The sequence below is a fragment of the Olsenella urininfantis genome, assembly GCF_900155635.1.
Classification (GTDB): Bacteria; Actinomycetota; Coriobacteriia; order Coriobacteriales; family Atopobiaceae; genus Olsenella_G; species Olsenella_G urininfantis.
In genome coordinates, this window is the sequence record NZ_LT732540.1 from 1,361,412 (window position 1) to 1,378,977 (window position 17,566).

General features: G+C 63.9%; 16 protein-coding genes. 5 read left to right on the top strand and 11 right to left on the bottom strand.

From position 1 onward, the window contains the following. Both CZ375_RS06230 and CZ375_RS06235 read left to right on the top strand, forming a co-directional pair. On the top strand, positions 1–886 hold an 886-nt coding region (locus CZ375_RS06230; RefSeq protein WP_159438386.1), incomplete at its 5' end, for a glycoside hydrolase family 25 protein. Between the two features lie 157 nt (positions 887–1,043). Further along, the gene (locus CZ375_RS06235) at positions 1,044–2,936 is read left to right on the top strand and encodes a heavy metal translocating P-type ATPase (protein ID WP_077598391.1); all 1,893 of its coding nucleotides are present in this window, start codon (positions 1,044–1,046) and stop codon (positions 2,934–2,936) included. 21 nt (positions 2,937–2,957) lie between these two features. On the opposite strand, the gene CZ375_RS06240 is transcribed toward CZ375_RS06235, so the two are convergent. The 3 genes from CZ375_RS06240 to CZ375_RS06250 are packed head-to-tail and all read right to left on the bottom strand — an operon-like array spanning position 2,958 to position 4,935. Then, entirely contained in the window at positions 2,958–3,752 is a 795-nt protein-coding gene (locus CZ375_RS06240) for a Cof-type HAD-IIB family hydrolase (RefSeq protein WP_077598392.1), read from the bottom strand. 44 nt (positions 3,753–3,796) lie between these two features. Further along, complete coding sequence (msrA, locus tag CZ375_RS06245; protein WP_077598393.1) at positions 3,797–4,360, bottom strand: peptide-methionine (S)-S-oxide reductase MsrA; 564 nt, start codon at positions 4,358–4,360, stop codon at positions 3,797–3,799. Next, positions 4,357–4,935: a sugar O-acetyltransferase gene (locus tag CZ375_RS06250; RefSeq protein WP_200799710.1), complete on the bottom strand. Its 579-nt coding sequence runs from the start codon at positions 4,933–4,935 to the stop codon at positions 4,357–4,359. Before CZ375_RS06250 ends, msrA begins: the two co-directional genes overlap by 4 nt. Before the next feature lie 374 nt (positions 4,936–5,309). On the opposite strand from CZ375_RS06250, the gene nrdD reads away from it, so the two are divergent. Beyond that, positions 5,310–7,532: an anaerobic ribonucleoside-triphosphate reductase gene (gene nrdD, locus CZ375_RS06255; protein WP_077598394.1), complete on the top strand. Its 2,223-nt coding sequence runs from the start codon at positions 5,310–5,312 to the stop codon at positions 7,530–7,532. Positions 7,533–7,679: 147 nt separating this feature from the next. After that, entirely contained in the window at positions 7,680–8,237 is a 558-nt protein-coding gene (gene nrdG, locus CZ375_RS06260; protein ID WP_077598786.1) for an anaerobic ribonucleoside-triphosphate reductase activating protein, read from the top strand. Between the two features lie 23 nt (positions 8,238–8,260). On the opposite strand, the gene CZ375_RS06265 is transcribed toward nrdG, so the two are convergent. Further along, positions 8,261–9,124 carry a type III pantothenate kinase gene (locus CZ375_RS06265; RefSeq protein WP_077598395.1) on the bottom strand — a complete coding sequence of 288 codons (864 nt, stop codon included), beginning with the start codon at positions 9,122–9,124 and terminating at the stop codon, positions 8,261–8,263. Between the two features lie 153 nt (positions 9,125–9,277). Here CZ375_RS06265 and CZ375_RS06270 point away from each other — a divergent pair, with 153 nt between their 5' ends. Beyond that, positions 9,278–10,948, top strand: coding sequence for an OPT/YSL family transporter (locus CZ375_RS06270; protein WP_077598396.1), 1,671 nt, complete (start codon positions 9,278–9,280; stop codon positions 10,946–10,948). Positions 10,949–11,168: 220 nt separating this feature from the next. Here the strand turns inward: CZ375_RS06270 and CZ375_RS06275 are convergent, their stop codons facing one another. From CZ375_RS06275 to CZ375_RS06305, 7 genes are all read right to left on the bottom strand, one after another. After that, positions 11,169–12,188, bottom strand: coding sequence for a hypothetical protein (locus CZ375_RS06275; RefSeq protein ID WP_143803086.1), 1,020 nt, complete (start codon positions 12,186–12,188; stop codon positions 11,169–11,171). 327 nt (positions 12,189–12,515) lie between these two features. Then, positions 12,516–13,094 carry a xanthine phosphoribosyltransferase gene (locus CZ375_RS06280; RefSeq protein ID WP_077598787.1) on the bottom strand — a complete coding sequence of 193 codons (579 nt, stop codon included), beginning with the start codon at positions 13,092–13,094 and terminating at the stop codon, positions 12,516–12,518. Between the two features lie 27 nt (positions 13,095–13,121). Continuing rightward, positions 13,122–14,354 carry a sensor histidine kinase gene (locus tag CZ375_RS06285; RefSeq protein WP_077598398.1) on the bottom strand — a complete coding sequence of 411 codons (1,233 nt, stop codon included), beginning with the start codon at positions 14,352–14,354 and terminating at the stop codon, positions 13,122–13,124. 8 nt (positions 14,355–14,362) lie between these two features. Next, positions 14,363–15,061: a response regulator transcription factor gene (locus CZ375_RS06290; protein ID WP_077598399.1), complete on the bottom strand. Its 699-nt coding sequence runs from the start codon at positions 15,059–15,061 to the stop codon at positions 14,363–14,365. Next, positions 15,058–15,687, bottom strand: coding sequence for a GTP pyrophosphokinase (locus tag CZ375_RS06295; RefSeq protein ID WP_200799711.1), 630 nt, complete (start codon positions 15,685–15,687; stop codon positions 15,058–15,060). Before CZ375_RS06295 ends, CZ375_RS06290 begins: the two co-directional genes overlap by 4 nt. A 145-nt stretch (positions 15,688–15,832) precedes the next feature. Next, entirely contained in the window at positions 15,833–16,888 is a 1,056-nt protein-coding gene (locus tag CZ375_RS06300; protein WP_077598400.1) for a Gfo/Idh/MocA family protein, read from the bottom strand. Positions 16,889–16,890: 2 nt separating this feature from the next. Further along, on the bottom strand, positions 16,891–17,565 hold the full coding sequence (locus tag CZ375_RS06305; RefSeq protein WP_077598401.1) for a phosphoribosylanthranilate isomerase: 675 nt from the start codon (positions 17,563–17,565) through the stop codon (positions 16,891–16,893). Position 17,566: the final 1 nt, after the last annotated feature.

Genomic DNA, 17,566 nt, shown 5'->3' on the forward strand with positions numbered 1-17,566 from the left:
CCCCTTTGTCAGGATCGCGGTGCTGTTGGCGGCCCTGCTCGTGCTCGGCATGGCCCTGCGCCTCACGCTCTGCAGGCATGCGGGCCCAAGCGTGGGCCCGCTCCCAGAGATCATCCAGCCCCAGGGCATAGACATGGGCGTCAAGGATGGCACCAAGCTCTACGAGACGCCCTTTGACTGGGACCTCCTCAACATCAAGAGCAACCACTACTCCTACGTCAGCCGCGGCAGGACCATCTCCAAGCTGGGCGTGGACGTCTCGGAGCACAACGCGAGCATCGACTGGCCCAAGGTCAAGGCGGATGGCGTCAGCTTCGCCTACATCCGCATAGGCTACCGGGGGTCCGTGGCTGGGAACATCGCGATGGACGCCAGGTTCAAGGAGAACTTCGCCGCGGCCCAGCAGGCTGGCCTGAGCATCGGCGTCTACTTCTTCTCGCAGGCGACAACCGTGCAGGAGGCGCGCGAGGAGGCGGACTTCGTGGCCAAGACGCTGGCGGGTGCCAATCTTGCCTACCCCGTCGCCTTTGACATGGAGCCCGCCACCGACGGCACGGACCGCCTGGGCAAGCTGACCAGCAGCGAGTTCACTGCGATCGCCAAGGCATTCTGCGAGCGGTGCGAGTCCAACGGCTACCGCGCCGTGATCTACGGCAACCAGTACGATCTCTCGATGTACGACCTCACCCAGCTGCGCCAGTTTGGCTACTGGTATGCGGAGTACGACTACCGTCCCACCATGGACCTGCGCTTCGGCCTCTGGCAGTACACCACCAAGGGCGAGGTTGACGGCATCAGGGGCACGGTTGACCTCGACCTCGACCTCACCCAGGTTATCACCGAGGCGGATGGTACCCCCAATGCCGCGGAGGGTGTGCAGGGATAGTCGCAGCCCAGCGTGCCAGCACCGTTCGGACAAATTCCCTTGACAGCAAAAGGTCTTGAATCCTATAGTCTCACCATATATTATGAGTAATTGCTCATATATTAAGTCATGAGGGAAACGGGACGGTTGGGGCTACGTCCAAGACGGGAGAGGTTCCATGGAGGAGAGGGAGAACCGGGTCAAGCTGGCCCGCATCATCACGTCTGCGGCACTGTTGGTGGTGGCCGTGCTCCTGAGGCGGGGCCTGGCGCCCGCCCTCTGGCAGGAGCTGCTGCTGTTCCTCCCTGCCTATCTCGTGGCAGGCTATGACGTGCTCCTCGAGGCGCTCGAGTGCCTGCGGGAGGGAGAGGCCTTCGACGAGGACTTCCTCATGGCCGTGGCGACCATCGGCGCGCTCGTCGTGGGCTTTCTCCCCGGTGGGACCGAGCAGTTTGCCGAGGCCGTGTTCGTCATGCTCTTCTTCCAGGTGGGGGAGCTCTTCGAGGACGTCGCGTCAGACCGCACCCGCCGCTCCGTCACCCAGCTCATGGACATCAGGCCAGACAGCGCCCGCCTCGAGCGCGACGGCTCGCTCGAGGTGGTCAGCCCCGGCGAGGTCCACGTGGGGGACGTCGTGGTCCTGCGTCCCGGAGACAGGGTCGCCCTCGACGGCACGGTCATCGAGGGCAGCTCCAGCCTCGACACCGTTGCCCTCACGGGCGAGAGCGCGCCTCGTGACGTTCGGGTGGGCAGCGACGTCATCAGCGGCTGCGTCAACGAGTCAGGCGTGCTGAGGGTGCGCGTTACCAAGGAGTTTGGAGAGTCGACCGCCTCTCGCATCCTGGACATGGTAGAGGGTGCCAACAAGAGCAAGTCCCGCAGCGAGAGCCTCATCCGCCGCTTCGCGCACGTCTACACCCCCATCGTGGTCTACGCCGCTTTGGTCCTGGCCGTTGTCCCGCCCATCCTGAGCGGTGACTTCATGGCCAGCTTCTCGGGATGGCTGATCCGCGCCCTCACCTTCCTGGTCGTCTCCTGCCCCTGTGCCCTCGTCATCAGCGTCCCCCTGACCTTCTTCGGCGGGATCGGCGGCGCGTCGAGACGCGGAATCCTCATCAAGGGCTCCAACCACCTTGAGGCGCTGGCGAACGCCACGGTGATCGCCTTCGACAAGACGGGCACCCTCACGCGCGGGAGCTTTGCCGTCGAGGCGGTGCATCCCTCGCTCATCGACGAGGAGGAGCTGCTCCACCTTGCCGCTCACGTCGAGAGCCTCTCGACCCACCCCATCGCCAGCGCGCTGCGCGACGCCTACGGAAGCGCGGATGACGGCTGCGAGGTCTCCGGCATCCAGGAGCTTGCCGGAAGGGGCATCAAGGCAACGGTCAACGGGCAGGAGGTTGCCGTCGGCAACGAGCGCCTGATGGACGACATCGGCTGTGGGTTCAAGCCCTGCTCGCACGCGGGGACCATCGTGCACGTTGCCCTCGACGGCCAGTATGCGGGACACATCGTGGTGGCGGACCAGGTGAAGGAGGACGCCCAGCGTGCCATCTCGGCGCTTCACGCCATCGGCGTCAAGCGCACTGTCATGCTCACCGGAGACCAGGAGAAGGTGGCAGCAGACATTGCCCGCAGGCTGGGGCTGGGCGAACACCATGCGGACCTGCTGCCCGCAGACAAGCTGGGCCACGTGGAGCGCCTGCTCGCGGAGGCGCATGGCAGCGGCAAGAGGGGCAGCCTCGCCTTCGTGGGAGACGGCATCAACGACGCGCCCGTTCTGGCCAGGGCCGACGTGGGAATCGCCATGGGTGCCATGGGATCTGACGCCGCCATCGAGGCGGCAGACGTGGTCCTCATGGACGACAAGCCCTCCCGGCTTGCCGAGGCCATCGGCATCTCCCGCCGCACCCTGTCCATAGCGCGCCAGAACATAGCCCTCGCCATTGCCGTGAAGGCCGCCATCCTGGCGCTTGCGGCCCTGGGCGTCGCGCCCATGTGGCTTGCCGTGTTCGGGGACACGGGCGTCATGGTGCTCTGCGTGCTCAACGCGGCACGCGCCATGCGCTGAGCGGGCTTGTGCCCCTCGCCCCTAGAGGAGGCCCAGCCTGAAGCAGGCGTTGTAGATGCCGCCTGAGTCCACGTCATCGGTGACGTAGTCTGCCTGCTCCTTGACCTCGGGGTTCCCGTTGCCCATGGCTACGGAGGTGCCCACCACGCCGAACATGGCAAGGTCGTTGCCGCCGTCGCCGAAGGCGACCGCCTCCTCGGGGGCGATTCCGTAGCGCTCGAGCATGCGCCTCACGGCAGCGTGCTTGCCGCCGTACTGGGGAAACACGTCCACGAAGTGCGGAGACCAGCGCGTGAACTTGCAGTGGCTCGCCGCCTCCTTGGCAATGCCCGTCTGCCCAGGGCCCAGGTAGATGTTGAGCTGGTAGACGTCGTTCTCCAGGGCCTCCCCTATGTCGCCGTCCGGGAAGACGGAGCCGCTTGCCTGCTCGATGGCACGAACGCCGTCGTCGTGGCCGCTCGCGTAGCAGCGGCCACGCTCCATGAAGACGCAGTTGTAGAGTCCTGACCTGACCTGCTCCACCACCGCCGCAACATCGCCCTTGTCCAAGCACTCGTCGTGGAAGACCTCGTCGCGCGTCAGGCAGAGCTGGCCGTTGAAGAGGATGAAGGCCTCGAAGCTGTCCACGGGAACCTCATCCACCTGATAGGGGGCGCGACCTGTTGCAAGAAAGCACTTCACACCCCTCTTTCCCAGCTCGGTGAGGGCCACGAGGGCCGTCTCGGGGATGCGGTGGTCCTTGAAGGAGAGAAGGGTCCCGTCCACGTCAAAGAACGCCGCCTTGACGGGTGCGGGGGTGCTCCATATTGATGACATCGATTGACTCCTGGTGACTGTGGGCCCGCCGCGACACGCGCCCGCTAGGCCTCCTCGTAGTAGCTCGGGTCGTACTCCATCTGGGCGAGCCGGGCAATGGTGGCCCGGGGAACGTGACAGTAGCCGTCGGGGTTCTTGTCCAGATAGTCCTGATGGTACTCCTCGGCAGGGTAGAAGTTCTCAAGCGGCTTCACCTCCACGGCAAAGCCCGGGTGGCGCGAGCGCTCCATCCCGCAGATGCGCTCCACAGAGGCGGCAATGGACTTGTCCTGCGCCCTCCAGTACACGCCAGCCTGGTACTGGCTTCCCACGTCGTTGCCCTGCTGGTTTCGAAGCTCCGGGTCTATCACCTGGAACAGCGCGTAGAGCAGGGCGTCCACGGAGGTGACCCAGGGATCGAAGTCAACGCGGACCGTCTCGCGAAAGCCCGTCTCGCCCGTGCAGACCGTGCGGTAGTCGGCGTCCCCCTGGGGGTCGCGCGTCCCGTTCGCATAGCCGCAGCAGGTGTCGGTGACGCCCGGCAGGGCCTTCATCAGGTGCTCTATTCCCCAGAAGCAGCCACCTGCCAGGTAGATGCTCCCGCAGACCGGTTCCGAAGCGCTGCTCATAGCTCCTCCTCGTCAATGCGCCGCAGCACGCGGCAGGGGTTGCCAACGGCGATGACTCCCGCGGGCAGATCATGCGTGACCACGCTGCCCGCGCCCACGACGGTGCCGCTGCCGATGCTGACGCCCGGCAGCACGCTCACTCCCCCGCCGAGCCACACGTCGTCCCCAACGCTGATGGGGAGGGCAAGCTCGAGTCCCGCGCCGCGCCTCCTCGCGTCAAGCGGATGCGCCGCGGTGTAGAAGCCGCAATTGGGGCCCACCAGGACGTTGTCGCCAAAGCTCACCGTGGCGCAGTCAAGGATGACCCCGCCGTAGTTCATGTAGAAGTTCTCTCCCACCTCTATGTTGTAGCCATAGTCGCAGTGAAAGTCCGAGAGGATCTCGAGCTGCCTGCCATGACGTCCCAGCAGCTGGAGGAGGATCTTCTGGCGCGCCTGCGCCTCCGAGGGGCGCGTGTGGTTCAGCTCAAAGCAGAGCTCGGCCGCATGAGCGCGCTCCGAGACCAGCTCCGCGTCGCTTTCGGCGTTGTACAAAAGGCCCTGGAGCATCCTCTGCCTCTCGCTCGGCACCGGCATGCCCGTCTCCCCTCGTGGCATTTCCACTTGTCAACAACAGGGTAGCCCTGTCCCGCCAGGACGAAAAGCGCGTCTCCCTCGTCATACCCATACACGAACACACAATTCCTACATATCTGTTTTCAGGCGCCAACTGGGACTTTGCGTGCCTCGGCGGCCGTTCACCGAGCGGACCCCCGGACACAATAGTAATGACAGTCAGAACGCGCATTTTCTACCTGCGGCTTAATGCTTCTCAACAAGCTTTGAACAGACTTATCAACTATATCTGGTGGTTAACTTATGGTTTTGCCCCAAGAACTTGTGGCATGATAGGTTCCACGTAAACATTCCTGCAGCGAGTCCAGCAGGACGGGCCAGACAGAGGGATCGCCGTGAAGATCATCAAGCGCAATGGTTCAGAGGTTCAGTTCGATCTTCAGAAGATCGTCAATGCCATCTCGGCGGCCAACGCAGAGGTTGGCGAGGACGAGCGCCTGACCGAGCGCGAGGTCCGCTTTGCCTCGGCCAACGTCGAGGACGCCTGCAAGGCCGCTGGCCACACCGTCACCGTCGAGGAGGTCCAGGACCTCGTCGAGGACCAGATCATGGCCCTCGACCGCTTCTCCGTGGCCCGAAAGTACATCATCTACCGCTACGTGCAGAGCCGCAGGCGCCAGAAGAACACCACGGACGACAAGATCCTGTCCCTCATCGAGTCCAACAACGAGGAGGTCAAGCAGGAGAACTCCAACAAGAACCCCACCGTGGTCAGTGTCCAGCGCGACTACATGGCCGGAGAGGTCTCCAAGGACCTCGCCATGCGGGAGCTGCTCCCCCCTGACGTGGTTGCCGCCCACAACGAGGGCATCATCCACTTCCACGACGCGGACTACTACGCCCAGCACATGCACAACTGCGACCTCGTGAACCTGGAGGACATGCTCCAGAACGGCACCGTTATCAGCGGTACCATGATCGAGAAGCCCCACAGCTTCTCGACCGCCTGCAACATTGCCACGCAGATAATCGCCCAGGTCGCCTCCACCCAGTACGGCGGCCAGTCCATCTCGCTTGCCCACCTTGCCCCCTTCGTGGACGTCAGCCGCAAGAAGATCCGCCGCCAGGTGTTCGCGGAGATGGAGGCCATAGGGGCAAATCCCGGCCAGGAGAAGATCGACGTCCTGGTCGAGAGGAGGCTGCGCGAGGAGGTCGCCCGTGGCGTCCAGACCATCCAGTACCAGGTGGTCACGCTCATGACCACCAACGGGCAGGCCCCCTTCATCACCGTGTTCATGTACCTCAACGAGGCTAGAAGCCCTCAGGAGAAGCACGACCTCGCCCTCTGTGTCGAGGAGATGCTGCGCCAGCGCTACCAGGGCGTGAAGAACGAGGAAGGCGTCTGGATCACCCCCGCCTTCCCCAAGCTCATCTACGTGCTCGAGGATGACAACATCCGCGAGGACAGCGAGTACTTCTACCTCACCAAGCTTGCCGCCAAGTGCACCGCCAAGCGCATGGTCCCGGACTACATCTCCGAGAAGAAGATGAGGGAGTACAAGCTCTCGACGGGCGAGACCGAGGGCAACGGCGACGTCTACACCTGCATGGGCTGCCGCTCCTTCCTCACGCCCGACCGCTCCGAGGGCGGCTACGGCAACGTGGCCAACGCCGGCAACTACGAGCCTGGCAAGCCCAAGTACTACGGCCGCTTCAACCAGGGCGTCGTGACCATCAACCTGCCTGACGTGGCACTGTCCTCCGGTCAGGACGAGGACAGGTTCTGGGAGATCTTCGACGAGAGGCTCGAGCTCTGCCACAAGGCCCTTCGCTGCAGGCACGACCGCCTCAGGGGGACGCTCTCCGACGCCGCCCCCATCCTGTGGCAGTACGGGGCCCTCGCCCGCCTCAAGAAGGGCGAGCCCATCGACAAGCTGCTCTATGGCGGATACTCCACCATCAGCCTTGGGTATGCCGGGCTCTACGAGTGCGTGAAGCACATGACGGGCCACAGCCACACCGACAAGGAGGCCACGCCCTTTGCCCTCGCCGTCATGCAGCGCATGAACGACAAGTGCGCCGAGTGGAAGGCCGCCGAGGACATCGACTACTCCCTCTACGGCACGCCCCTGGAGTCCACCACCTACAAGTTCTCCAGGTGCCTGCAGAAGCGCTTCGGCAACGTGAGGGGCATCACCGACCACGGCTACATCACCAACTCCTACCACGTGAACGTCCGCGAGGAGATCGACGCCTTCACCAAGCTGCAGTTCGAGAGCGAGTTCCAGAGGCTCTCCCCGGGAGGAGCCATCTCCTACGTGGAGGTGCCCAACATGCAGGACAACCTGGAGGCCGTGCTTCGCCTCATGCAGTACATCTACGACCACATCATGTACGCGGAGCTCAACACCAAGAGCGACTACTGCCAGGTCTGCGGCTACGACGGGGAGATTCAGATCGTGGAGGACGACGGCAAGCTGGTCTGGGAGTGCCCGCACTGCCACAACCACGACCAATCGAAGATGAACGTCGCCCGTCGCACCTGCGGCTACATTGGCACCCAGTTCTGGAACCAGGGCCGCACGGAAGAGATAAAGGACCGCGTGCTGCACCTGTAGGAGCACGCTCGGCAGGGACCCAGCTCATGAGGCCCCTCACTCGGGCAGCCTCGCGCCTTCGCGCTCAGAACTCGCGCCGGACCTCATGGGCTGGGTCCGGCGCGAGCCCATCCACAGGGGCAGCACAGGGCGGTGGACGGAGAGGGCATGAACTACTCCAACATCAAGTACTTCGACATCGCGAACGGCGTGGGCGTGCGCACCACGCTGTTCGTCTCGGGATGCCGTCTCCACTGCCCCCACTGCTTCAACGAGGTTGCCTGGGACTTCTCGTCAGGTGAGCCCTTCACCGAGGGGGTGGAGGAGAAGGTCCTGTCGTCCCTTGAGGCCCCCTACGTAGATGGGCTCTCCATCCTGGGGGGAGAGCCCATGGAGCCCGAGAACCAGCAGGGACTGGTGGGCTTCCTCGAGCGCGTGCGCGAGCACTATGGCGATGGCAAGAGCATCTGGATGTACTCGGGACACACCTGGGAGCAGTTGGCACCAGGCGGCGCCTGGAACCTGGGGGAGATCACGGACCGCATCCTGGACACCCTGGACGTGCTCGTCGACGGCCCCTTCGTGCAGGACCTGCACGACATCACGCTGCGCTTCCGAGGATCGAGCAACCAGCGGCTCATAGACGTCCCGGCGACGCTGGAGTCGCCCGAAGGCGGCGTGGTGCCCTGGCAGGACGATCCGCTCTTCTCGTCGCACGGGTTGTAGGAACGGGCCTTGCCCCGGGCGCGTTAGCGTGCGGGCCTCTCGTTTTGCAGGAAAAGCTGGTGCAGCCCCCTGAAGGTGAGGTTGGCGTCCGCCTTTGCCTCGAAGGAGACGAGCTCCGCCAGCTCATCGGCCCTCGTTCCCGTGATGACCACGGGCGCCACCTGCCCCAGCTCCGCCTGGACGCGGGCGACAAGGCCCTCCATGCGGGCAACCTCGCCCAGCACGATGCCCGAGAGCATGGCCTCCCTGGTGGAGCGGCCTATGACCGCACCGGGCCTCCCCAGCTCAACCACGGGCAGGCGGGCAGCGTCCTGGCTCAGGGCCCGGGCGCCCATGTCAAGCCCCGGGGCTATGATGCCGCCAAGGAAGGAGCCGTCTTCCCCCACTGCCTCCACGTTGAGCGTGGTGCCCAGGTCAAGGGCAATGACGGGCGCGCCATAGCGCTCTCTGGCGGCGAGGGCGTCGGCTATGCGGTCGGAGCCTATCTCGGCAGGGTCGCGATACCGCATCTTGAGGCCTGTCTTGAGGCCCGGCCCCACCACCAGGGGCCTCCTCTCGCACACGCGCGAAAGCGCCTGCACCCAGACCTCAACGAGGCTCGGCACCACGCACGAGAGAATGGCCGCACGAGGGCGTCTCAGCTCCCCCGCCCGAAGCCCGAGGTCTGACCCCATCAGCGAGAGGACCTGCAGCAGCGAGAGCCGTGCGTCGTCTGAGGTGAGCTGGGCCAACGTGCTGGACTCCCAGCGGGCCAGAGGCTCGTCCTGCGCGCCCGCGTCCCAGGCGAACAGGCCAAACGAGCTCCGGCTGTTGCCCACGTCCACGCACAGGACGAACGAGTCGCGTTCCGCGACGGAGGGTCTTTTCTCGAAGGCATCTGCTTGCATGGCTGTCCCTAGTCCCCAAACGCTTGCTCTGCGCTACACTCTAGCAAGTTTGCCGCGACCGTCCCTCTCGGCAGACATCCCAGTAACCCGACTTCTCGCCCCACGCCAAGGCAGGGGCAGCAGGGGAAGCGGATATACGCAAAGGAGCACACAATGGACAACTCACCAAGGCGCGCCTCGTGGCGCGGGCAGCTCACGCTGCGCGGAGTGATCATCGGCTGCCTCGGCTGCGCCGTCATCACCGCATCCTCCATCTACACCGCCTTGAAGCTGGGAGCGCTTCCCTGGCCCATCATCTTTGCGGCCGTCATCTCCCTCTTCTTCCTGAAGCTCCTGGGCAACGCCTCGCTCAACGAGGCCAACGTGACCCACACCATCATGTCCGCCGGGGCCATGGTTGCCGGGGGCCTTGCCTTCACCATTCCCGGAGCCTGGATGCTGGGACTCGCGGACCAGGTTGGCTGGCTGCAGATCTTCGTCGTGGCCCTCGCGGGCACCGGCCTCGGCCTGGTATGCACCGCCTTCATCCACCACCACTTCATCGTTGACTCCGAGCTTGAGTTCCCCACGGGTCGCGCCGCCGCAGAGACCTTGCGCGCCACGGAGGCTGGTGGCAAGACCGGGCGGCAGCTCTTTGGCTCGATGGGCGTCGCCGCCGCCTACAGCGTGCTGAGGGACCTCCTGCACCTGATTCCCCCGATGCTGTTGCAGCTTCCCGTCCCAGGGGTGAGCTTTGGCGTGTACAACTCCCCCATGATGCTGTCCGTGGGATTCCTCGTGGGTGGTGCAGCCGTGGCCTTCTGGCTTGCCGGCGGCGTGCTTGCCAACTTTGGCCTCATCTGGGGCGCGGGCAGCCTGGGCTGGTGGGACGTTGCCACGGGCCAGGGCATCGTCAAGAGCCTGGGAATGGGACTCATGATGGGCTCCGGCATCGCCGTGGTCATCAAGGACATCCTGCCCAAGGCCGCTGTCATCGTGCGAGGGCTCGGCGGGGACGTGACCGGCTCCGAGGAGGGCATGGCCGTCTCTCTCGTCAGCGGTAGCCTGCGCCTTGACGCGGGCATCCTGGGCCTGGCCACTGCCACCATCGCAGTCCTCGTCTGCCTGGGCCTGGGCGTCGCGCCCGTTTCCGCCGTCTCCGTGGTGCTGCTCACCTTTGTGACCACCATCATGAGCGCGCAGTCCTGCGGCCAGACCGGCATAGACCCCATGGAGATCTTCGGTCTCATCGTGCTGCTGATCGTCTCCGCGATGTCCAAGACGCCCCAGGTTCAGCTCTTCTTCATTGCCGGTGTGGTTGCCGTTGCCTGCGGCCTTGCCGGAGACGTGATGAACGACTTCAAGGCCGGCCACATCCTGGGCACCGATGCTCGAGCCCAGTGGCTTGGACAGGCCATTGGCGGCGTGCTGGGCGCCCTCGTTGCCGCTGGCGTCATGGTGGTTCTGGTGAGCGCCTACGGACCCGACGCCTTTGGGCCAGACAGGACCTTCGTCTCTGCGCAGGCCTCCGTTGTCGCCACCATGGTGTCTGGCATCCCCAGCGTGTGGGGCTTTGCGATAGGGCTGGCCGCAGGCATTGGCCTCTACTTTGCCAAGATCCCGTCCATGATGATAGGCCTGGGCGTCTACCTGCCCTTCTTCATGACGCTCACCGCCTCCTTGGGAGCGCTTGCCAAGCTCGCCTATGACAGGGCCTGTGCCAGAAGGGGCGAGGGACCCGACGAGTCCCAGGAGAGGGGGCTGGTCCTGGCGTCTGGCGTCCTTGGTGGCGAGTCCATCATGGGTGTTGTGGTGGCGTTCCTCTCCATCTTCCTCGGCGCGTAGGGAGGCGGACAAATCCTGTCTTCTCCTGACATGATTTCACCCGATTTTGGCTAATAACTCCCATTTGGCCTAAATATCCTGTCACCGCATGGCATGCGCCCAAGCCTGTAGCCAGACCCTGTCACCCACCGACAGGGTCTGGCTAACTTTTATCGTGGTGAGAAGAGATAAGCAAACATACCCTGACACTCATCGACACGATTTCTGGGCAAGCCGTTCTTTAAACGTGAATGTCCAATAGCCCATGGGGCACGTTCACGGGAAAGAGCGTGTTCTCAAGACCAACCCCCATCCTCGTTGCCCTTCTCAGTCGGCGCAGCAGTCCCTTCAGGTCAGAATCCCTGGCACAGCCACCATGCCGCTGGGGCAGCACGCTCCCCAGGAAGGATATGACCTTCTTCAGCTCTGGGAAGTATCCGATCCTCGCAAGATCAAGTGTCACTATCTGGTACCCCATGTGAGAAAGAGCTTCCCTTCTCGCCAGGTCAGAGGTTGGGTTCTTATGAAAAGCCTCGCTGTCATACTCAAGGCCTACACGGAACTCCGGCCAGGCAAGGTCAACACGGCAGGTCTTGCGCCCCGCCAGGGCCGCGGCAATTGGGTCAAGGGTCACCTCATGGTTCAATGTCGCATGTAAAAACCCCGCACCTCCCATTGATGCGGGAAGCGTCAAAGCGCATGCCACGATAGTCTCCATGGGAGATGCGCTCCCGTCTTTCACCCACTTCAAGGCCTCCCGAGCCTTATGCGTACCTCGCATCCTGGGAAACAGATCGATTGTCTTCCTCAACCGATCAACGCTGGTCAGTGCCGGGCGGCCGTAGAAACCCGAGACCATCTTTGGAAAATGGGAGTAGCAGCCGCAGAGCTCGTAGCCCAAAACAACGGTGGCACAAAGACTGTGATTTGCGGCAATCTGGATGAACGTGAGCTCGGAACCACAGAAATACTGACCCTCTCCCAACTCCATCAGAACGTCCTTAGGTATCAAAGGGGTCGAGAGGGAATGCGTCCTTACAAGGTCAGAGCGGCTGCGGCGCACGGCATCTCCAACAAGAACATGAAAGGGTGCAGAGACGCAAGATACGCCCTGATACGAGCAGGAGCCACTTGTAGGACGAAGGACCGTCGAGCACTTTTCTATCTCAAGTTCGCTCTCTAGCCTTTTTGCGATTTTCAGCTGAGGCGGTACTCCCCGAAGAAGCTCAAGCGAGCTTCCATGAGAAAAAATCACTGCCATGAGCCATCTCCCATCACGTCGTCCCCCCCTATGGGCGCGATGGTCACAGCTGAACAGAAGTTAATCAAGGTAATTACGTGTTTTATCAGTATGCCTATGCATTAAATATATAACTATACTGCAAGTTAGCTGCAATTTAAAAATTTTTTATCTATTTTATTAAAAAATAACCCTGACAGCACAAAGCCCACGGACCCTGTCATAAAGAGACAGGGTCCGTGGGCAAATTAAGAAATAACAACTGCATGGGGCCTCAATCATGCCGCCAGGTGACAGGGTTCTCTCCGTAATGGACTGGGGGGCACGTGAGGTCGAGAGAAGATGGGCCTAGGGACGGAAGGTAATCTGGCCGGTGACGGGGTCCATGGATTCGATGATGGCCAGGGAATCCACGCGATAGCCCCTCTCGCGCAGCCTGTCGCCACCAGGTTGGAAGCCCTTCTCCACGGCTATGCCAATGCCTTCCACCTTTGCGCCTGCGGCCTGGCAGATCTCTAGCAGGCCTTCCATGGCGCATCCGTTTGCCATGAAGTCATCCACGATCAGCACGTGATCGTCTTTGCCAAGGAACTTGGTGGAGACGATCACGTCATACACGCGGCCATGCGTGAAGGAGGTGATCTGGGTGGCATACACGGTACCATCCAGGTTCACGCTCTGGCTCTTCTTGGCAAACACGACGGGAACGCCAAACTCCTCGGCAACGACGGCGGCGATGGCTATGCCGCTCGCCTCGATGGTGAGCACCTTATTGATGGGAGCGTCCTTGAAGTCCTCGCACCACTGATGCGCCATGGTCCGCAGGAGGCCAAGGTCGATCTGATGGTTGAGGAAGGAGTCAACCTTGAGAACCTGGTCGCTCTTGACCGTGCCGTCATGCCTGATTCGATCTTCCAGAAGCCTCACGCACTCCCCCATCCCTCTTGGTCACCGTCAGAACAGGATACAGCTAAAGCTGATGATTCCGTCCCTCCAGGCCACGCGAATGCTTCCCTCGTATTGCTCACAGATCCTCTGGGCGATGGAGAGGCCTATGCCATAGCCTGACTGGTTGCTGTGGGCCTGGTCCGCGCGGTAGAAGCGCTCAAAGAGGCGACTGTAGTCCTGGTTGGCGCCCGCGGCGTAGCTATTGGAGACCACGATCCTCGCCCCGCGGCGGCGCGGGCCCGAGATGGCGGCCCTCCTGACGCCCGTGACGGCCACCTTGATGCGGCCACCCTCGTCACAGTACTTGGCGGCGTTGTCCACCAAGAGACGCACCAGCTGCCTCAGGCGCCCCTCGTCAGCCAGCGCGACGACGCCAGGCTGCAGCGACCGCTCGAGGCCTATGCCGCGGCTCTGCGCCACCGCCTCGTAGGGCTCGATGACATCGGCCACCACGGCCGAGACGTCCTGCTCCTGCACGGAGTCGTCGTCCCTCTCGTCCGCGCGGGCTATCTCCACCAGGTTCTTCACAAGGCCGTCGAGGTAGTCCACCTGCCTCAAGGTGGAGGAGGTCCACTCGCTGCTGCCCTGGAGGGTCTCCATGAGCTCCGTGTTTGCCCGGATGACGGCGAGCGGCGTCTTGAGCTCATGGCTCGCGTTGGTGACGAACTCGCTTTGCCGTCGGGCCGCCTCGATCTCTGGGCGAATCGCACGACGAGAGAGGAAGAGCACCAGAACGAACGCGATGAGCAGGCCCCCGCCCAGGAAGAGCAGGGTCAGCGAGAGGACCTCCCTGCCCTCCCCCAGCTCAACCGACCCATCCACAAAGGCCAGGACGGAGCCGCCGTCCGAGAGCCCCACCTGCTTGTAGTAGTAGTTGCCCACAGACCCCAGGCGGAGGAAGGACGAGGAGACCTCACGCGCCAGCACCTCCGCCTGCATGGGCGTCACCGCATCGTCGTAGGTCCCATCGAAGTCCACCATGCGGCCGCTCTCGTCGAGCGTCACCAGGAAATAGCGCACAGCCCGATACGTCGAGGGCAGGGAGTCGTTTGCCTTCTCGTCCGGGAGCTCGCCATCGTTTTGAACGATGGCGTCGAGCAGCGAGCCCATGCGGGCATGAGCAAGCCCGATGTAGGCACCGTTCACGAGCAGCGCGATGAGGAGCATGACCACGAAGAACGCCGCCAGCATGATGGCAACGATCTTGATGCGCAGGCGCTGTATGGCACGGGCACCCATGACGCCCCCTACGCCTTGTCCGGGTCAGGGCCAAGGGCCGGCCTGGAGCGCAGGCACCAGCCCTCCTCGTCCGAGCCCTCGATGCGCACGTCAGACGCCACGGAGTCCAGCTTGGAACGCAGGTAGGAGAGATAGAGCTCCAGGACGTCGGGGCCCGTCTGCCCGTCCTCGCCCCACACCTGCCCCAGGATGAAGGCGGGACCCAGGGGCCGATCGGCGTTCATCATGAGCAGGCGCAGGAGCTCGAGCTCCTTCACCGAGAGGCGCACGCTGTTCTCGGCAGAGAGCTCCGAGCTGCCGAGGTCGAGGCGGATGTCGCCAAAGCGCAGCTCGGACGGCCCTGAGTCGGCTCGCCTCTTGGTCATGGCGCGCACGCGGGCAAGCAGCTCCTTCAGGGCGAAGGGCTTTGGCAGGTAGTCATCAGCTCCTGCGTCAAGACCACGTACGCGATCATCTACCTGGGACTTTGCGGTCAGGAGCAGAACGGGCGTCTCTATGCCGCGCTCGCGCAGCTCTCGCAGGGCGCTGAGGCCGTCCTTGCGCGGCATCATGATGTCCAGGATTATGCCGTCGAAGCTCTCGCCGAGCACGCGATCTACCGCCTCCTGCCCGTCGAAGGCCGAGACCACCTCGTAGCCGCTCCTCTCGAGCAGTGCCGTGAGGGCACGGTTGAGGTCGCGCGTGTCGTCTGCCACCAGAAGCCTCATTGCTGCGCCTCCTCGCCCGCGCTGATCATATTGCGGATGGTCTGCATCGAGAGGTCCGTGGATGCCAGCTCGTCCGCGCAGCGCTTGAGCTCGCTGGTGATGAGCTCGAGGTCTCCCTTGAGGTCGCGCTTGTACTTGATCTGATGCTCGAGGGCGGCCCAGGTGTCCATGGAGATGGTCCTGAGCTGGACCTCTGCCCTCGGGCCGCCATCGAGGCTCACCACCATGTGGTAGCTGCGGTATCCGTTTGGCTTGACGTGACGGATGTAGTCCGTCTCCTCCTCTATGACCATGCCCGGCAGCGCCGCGATGCGGTCGCGCACGAGGTAGACGTCGTCCAGGAAGGCGCAGACCACGCGCACGCCCACAATGTCGGTGATGTGTCGGAAGGCCGCCTCCGCCGTGGGCTCGACTCCCTTGCGCAGGCACTTTTCGCGCAGGCTCCCAGCGGTCTTGATGCGGCCCAGGCAATGCTCCACGGGATCTTCTCCGCGCGTCTCTCGCAGCTCGTGGCGAATGGACTCGATGCTGGCTAGGAGCTGCGCAAGCGCGTCTCGCAGCGCCGGCAACCGGCCGCCAAAGATGGCGTCATCTGCGGGAGGCTCTGGCATCGTGGCTTCGGTCATGTGCGGCTCCTCGAATCGGGGACTCCCCAAGTAGATACCCAAGCCGCACGGGCGCGATTCGCCCGCGACGCAAGCTTCAGAAATCGCCAGGCCAGACGGCACGCGATGGGAGGTGGGCCAACCGAAGGTGGGCGGCCGGGAGGCCCTACTCCTCGTCCGCAGGGAAGCGCACGCCAATTTGGACACGGGCCTCGTCCATCACGGAAAGGGCGCCCAGCGTGGTCCTCTCGGCATCTGCCACGCGCGCCAGGGCGTCGGCGTCACCACGCACGGCGGCCACGAAGAGCTCCAGCTCGCAGCGCATGTCGTTCTGGGGGTCATCCGCCTTGATGAGCTGGCCCGCGCCAGCGATGTCCCCATAGATCATGCCCTTGTCCTCGTGCGGGTTGAGAGTGACGTCGCGCGGGGCGGAGGGCTCGCCCCAGTGCAGCGTGCCGGCATCACCCGCGACCTGGGACTCCAGCAGATCGTCCGCCAGCTTGCTGTAGTTGACGTCCACCACCAGGCCGTCGTACTCAAGGATCAGGCAGCCCCCCAGGTCTATGCAGGAGTAGCGCTCGTCCTCGCACCAGTTGGGACGCAGGGTGACCGCGCTTGCGCACACGCGCCGCGGCCTGCCGAAGAGCGCCACCGCCGGTTCCACCGAGTAGACGCCGATGTCCATGAGCGCGCCCTCGGAGAGCCTTGGGTCGAACTGGCTCACGTACTCCCCCGCCTGGAGGCGGGCGATGCGAGAGGTGACCTTGCCGAAGCGGAAGCTCGCCTGGCTAGGCGTGCCCAGCCTGGGAAGGCTTGAGCGGATGTTGGCAAAGCCCTGCGTGTAGAGGTTGCGCATGGCCTCGAGGCACACCACGCCAGAATCCCGGGCAAGCTCGAACACGCCTTGCGCCTCACGCTCGTTGGACGCAAAGGCCTTCTCGACCAGCACGTGCTTGCCCGCGGAGAGCATCTGGCGCGCCTGCGGCGCATGCAGTGCGTTGGGCGAGGCAACATAGACGGCATCTACGGAGTCGCTGGAGGCCAGCTCATCCAGGGAGTCGAAGAAGGCGCTGGCACCGCGTGGCCCCCCAAAGGCGCGCGCCCTCTCGAGGTCGCGCGAGTACGCCGCCGCATACGCGGCACCCTCGGTCTGCGCCAGCGCGTCCACGAATCGCTCGGTGATGGCGCTGGAGCCAATGGTCGCAAAGCGAAGCTCCCTCATCGTTACTCCTCTCGCAGTTGCGCGCCGCGCACTGCGGCAACGGTCGCGCGCATCTTATCCGGATCGTTCTCCCCGCCCGTCTCGACGCCGGAGCTCAGGTCCACTCCCCAGGGCCGCACGTCCTCGATGACCTGGGCCACGTTCTCTGGCGTGAGGCCTCCGCCCAGCATGTAGGGACGAGAGACGCCCTCGAGCACGGACCAGTCGAGCTCGCCGCGCACCAGGGGACGGCTGTCCACCAGCACGAGGTCGGCCTTGCTCTGGGCGACACGCTCCACGTCCTCGGGACCCTCCATGCGAATGACCTGCAGGATGGGAATGTCAACCAGCTCGCGCAGGAAGGTGATGTAGGGGTTGCCCTCGCTGCCGCGCAGCTCCACCACGTCCAGGATTTCGTCCGCTAGCTCGGACACGTATCCCAGGGGCTGGTCCTTGAAGACGCCAACCGCGGGGATGGTGGGGTCGAGCCTCGAGACCAGACGCCACAGCTGGTCTCGGTCCACATGCCTGTGGGAGCTTGGCCAGTTGACCACAAAGCCGCAGAGGTCAGGCCTGACCTCGTTGACCGTGGTGATGTCCTGCTCGCTGTGCATGCCGCAGAGCTTGACGCGGGTGAAGGGCTCGCTGCTGAACAGCACGTCGTGCGTGACGATGGTGGTGATCCTGCGCCCCAGCATG

Bases quoted from the DNA above. Each gene is read 5' to 3' on its own strand.
- CZ375_RS06235 (WP_077598391.1), top strand. From the start codon at position 1,044: ATGGAGGAGAGGGAGAACCGGGTCAAGCTGGCCCGCATCATCACGTCT.
- CZ375_RS06240 (WP_077598392.1), bottom strand. From the start codon at position 3,752: ATGTCATCAATATGGAGCACCCCCGCACCCGTCAAGGCGGCGTTCTTT.
- msrA (WP_077598393.1), bottom strand. From the start codon at position 4,360: ATGAGCAGCGCTTCGGAACCGGTCTGCGGGAGCATCTACCTGGCAGGT.
- CZ375_RS06250 (WP_200799710.1), bottom strand. From the start codon at position 4,935: ATGCCGGTGCCGAGCGAGAGGCAGAGGATGCTCCAGGGCCTTTTGTAC.
- nrdG (WP_077598786.1), top strand. From the start codon at position 7,680: ATGAACTACTCCAACATCAAGTACTTCGACATCGCGAACGGCGTGGGC.
- CZ375_RS06265 (WP_077598395.1), bottom strand. From the start codon at position 9,124: ATGCAAGCAGATGCCTTCGAGAAAAGACCCTCCGTCGCGGAACGCGAC.
- CZ375_RS06270 (WP_077598396.1), top strand. From the start codon at position 9,278: ATGGACAACTCACCAAGGCGCGCCTCGTGGCGCGGGCAGCTCACGCTG.
- CZ375_RS06275 (WP_143803086.1), bottom strand. From the start codon at position 12,188: ATGGCAGTGATTTTTTCTCATGGAAGCTCGCTTGAGCTTCTTCGGGGA.
- CZ375_RS06285 (WP_077598398.1), bottom strand. From the start codon at position 14,354: ATGGGTGCCCGTGCCATACAGCGCCTGCGCATCAAGATCGTTGCCATC.
- CZ375_RS06290 (WP_077598399.1), bottom strand. From the start codon at position 15,061: ATGAGGCTTCTGGTGGCAGACGACACGCGCGACCTCAACCGTGCCCTC.
- CZ375_RS06295 (WP_200799711.1), bottom strand. From the start codon at position 15,687: ATGACCGAAGCCACGATGCCAGAGCCTCCCGCAGATGACGCCATCTTT.
- CZ375_RS06300 (WP_077598400.1), bottom strand. From the start codon at position 16,888: ATGAGGGAGCTTCGCTTTGCGACCATTGGCTCCAGCGCCATCACCGAG.
- CZ375_RS06305 (WP_077598401.1), bottom strand. From the start codon at position 17,565: ATGCTGGGGCGCAGGATCACCACCATCGTCACGCACGACGTGCTGTTC.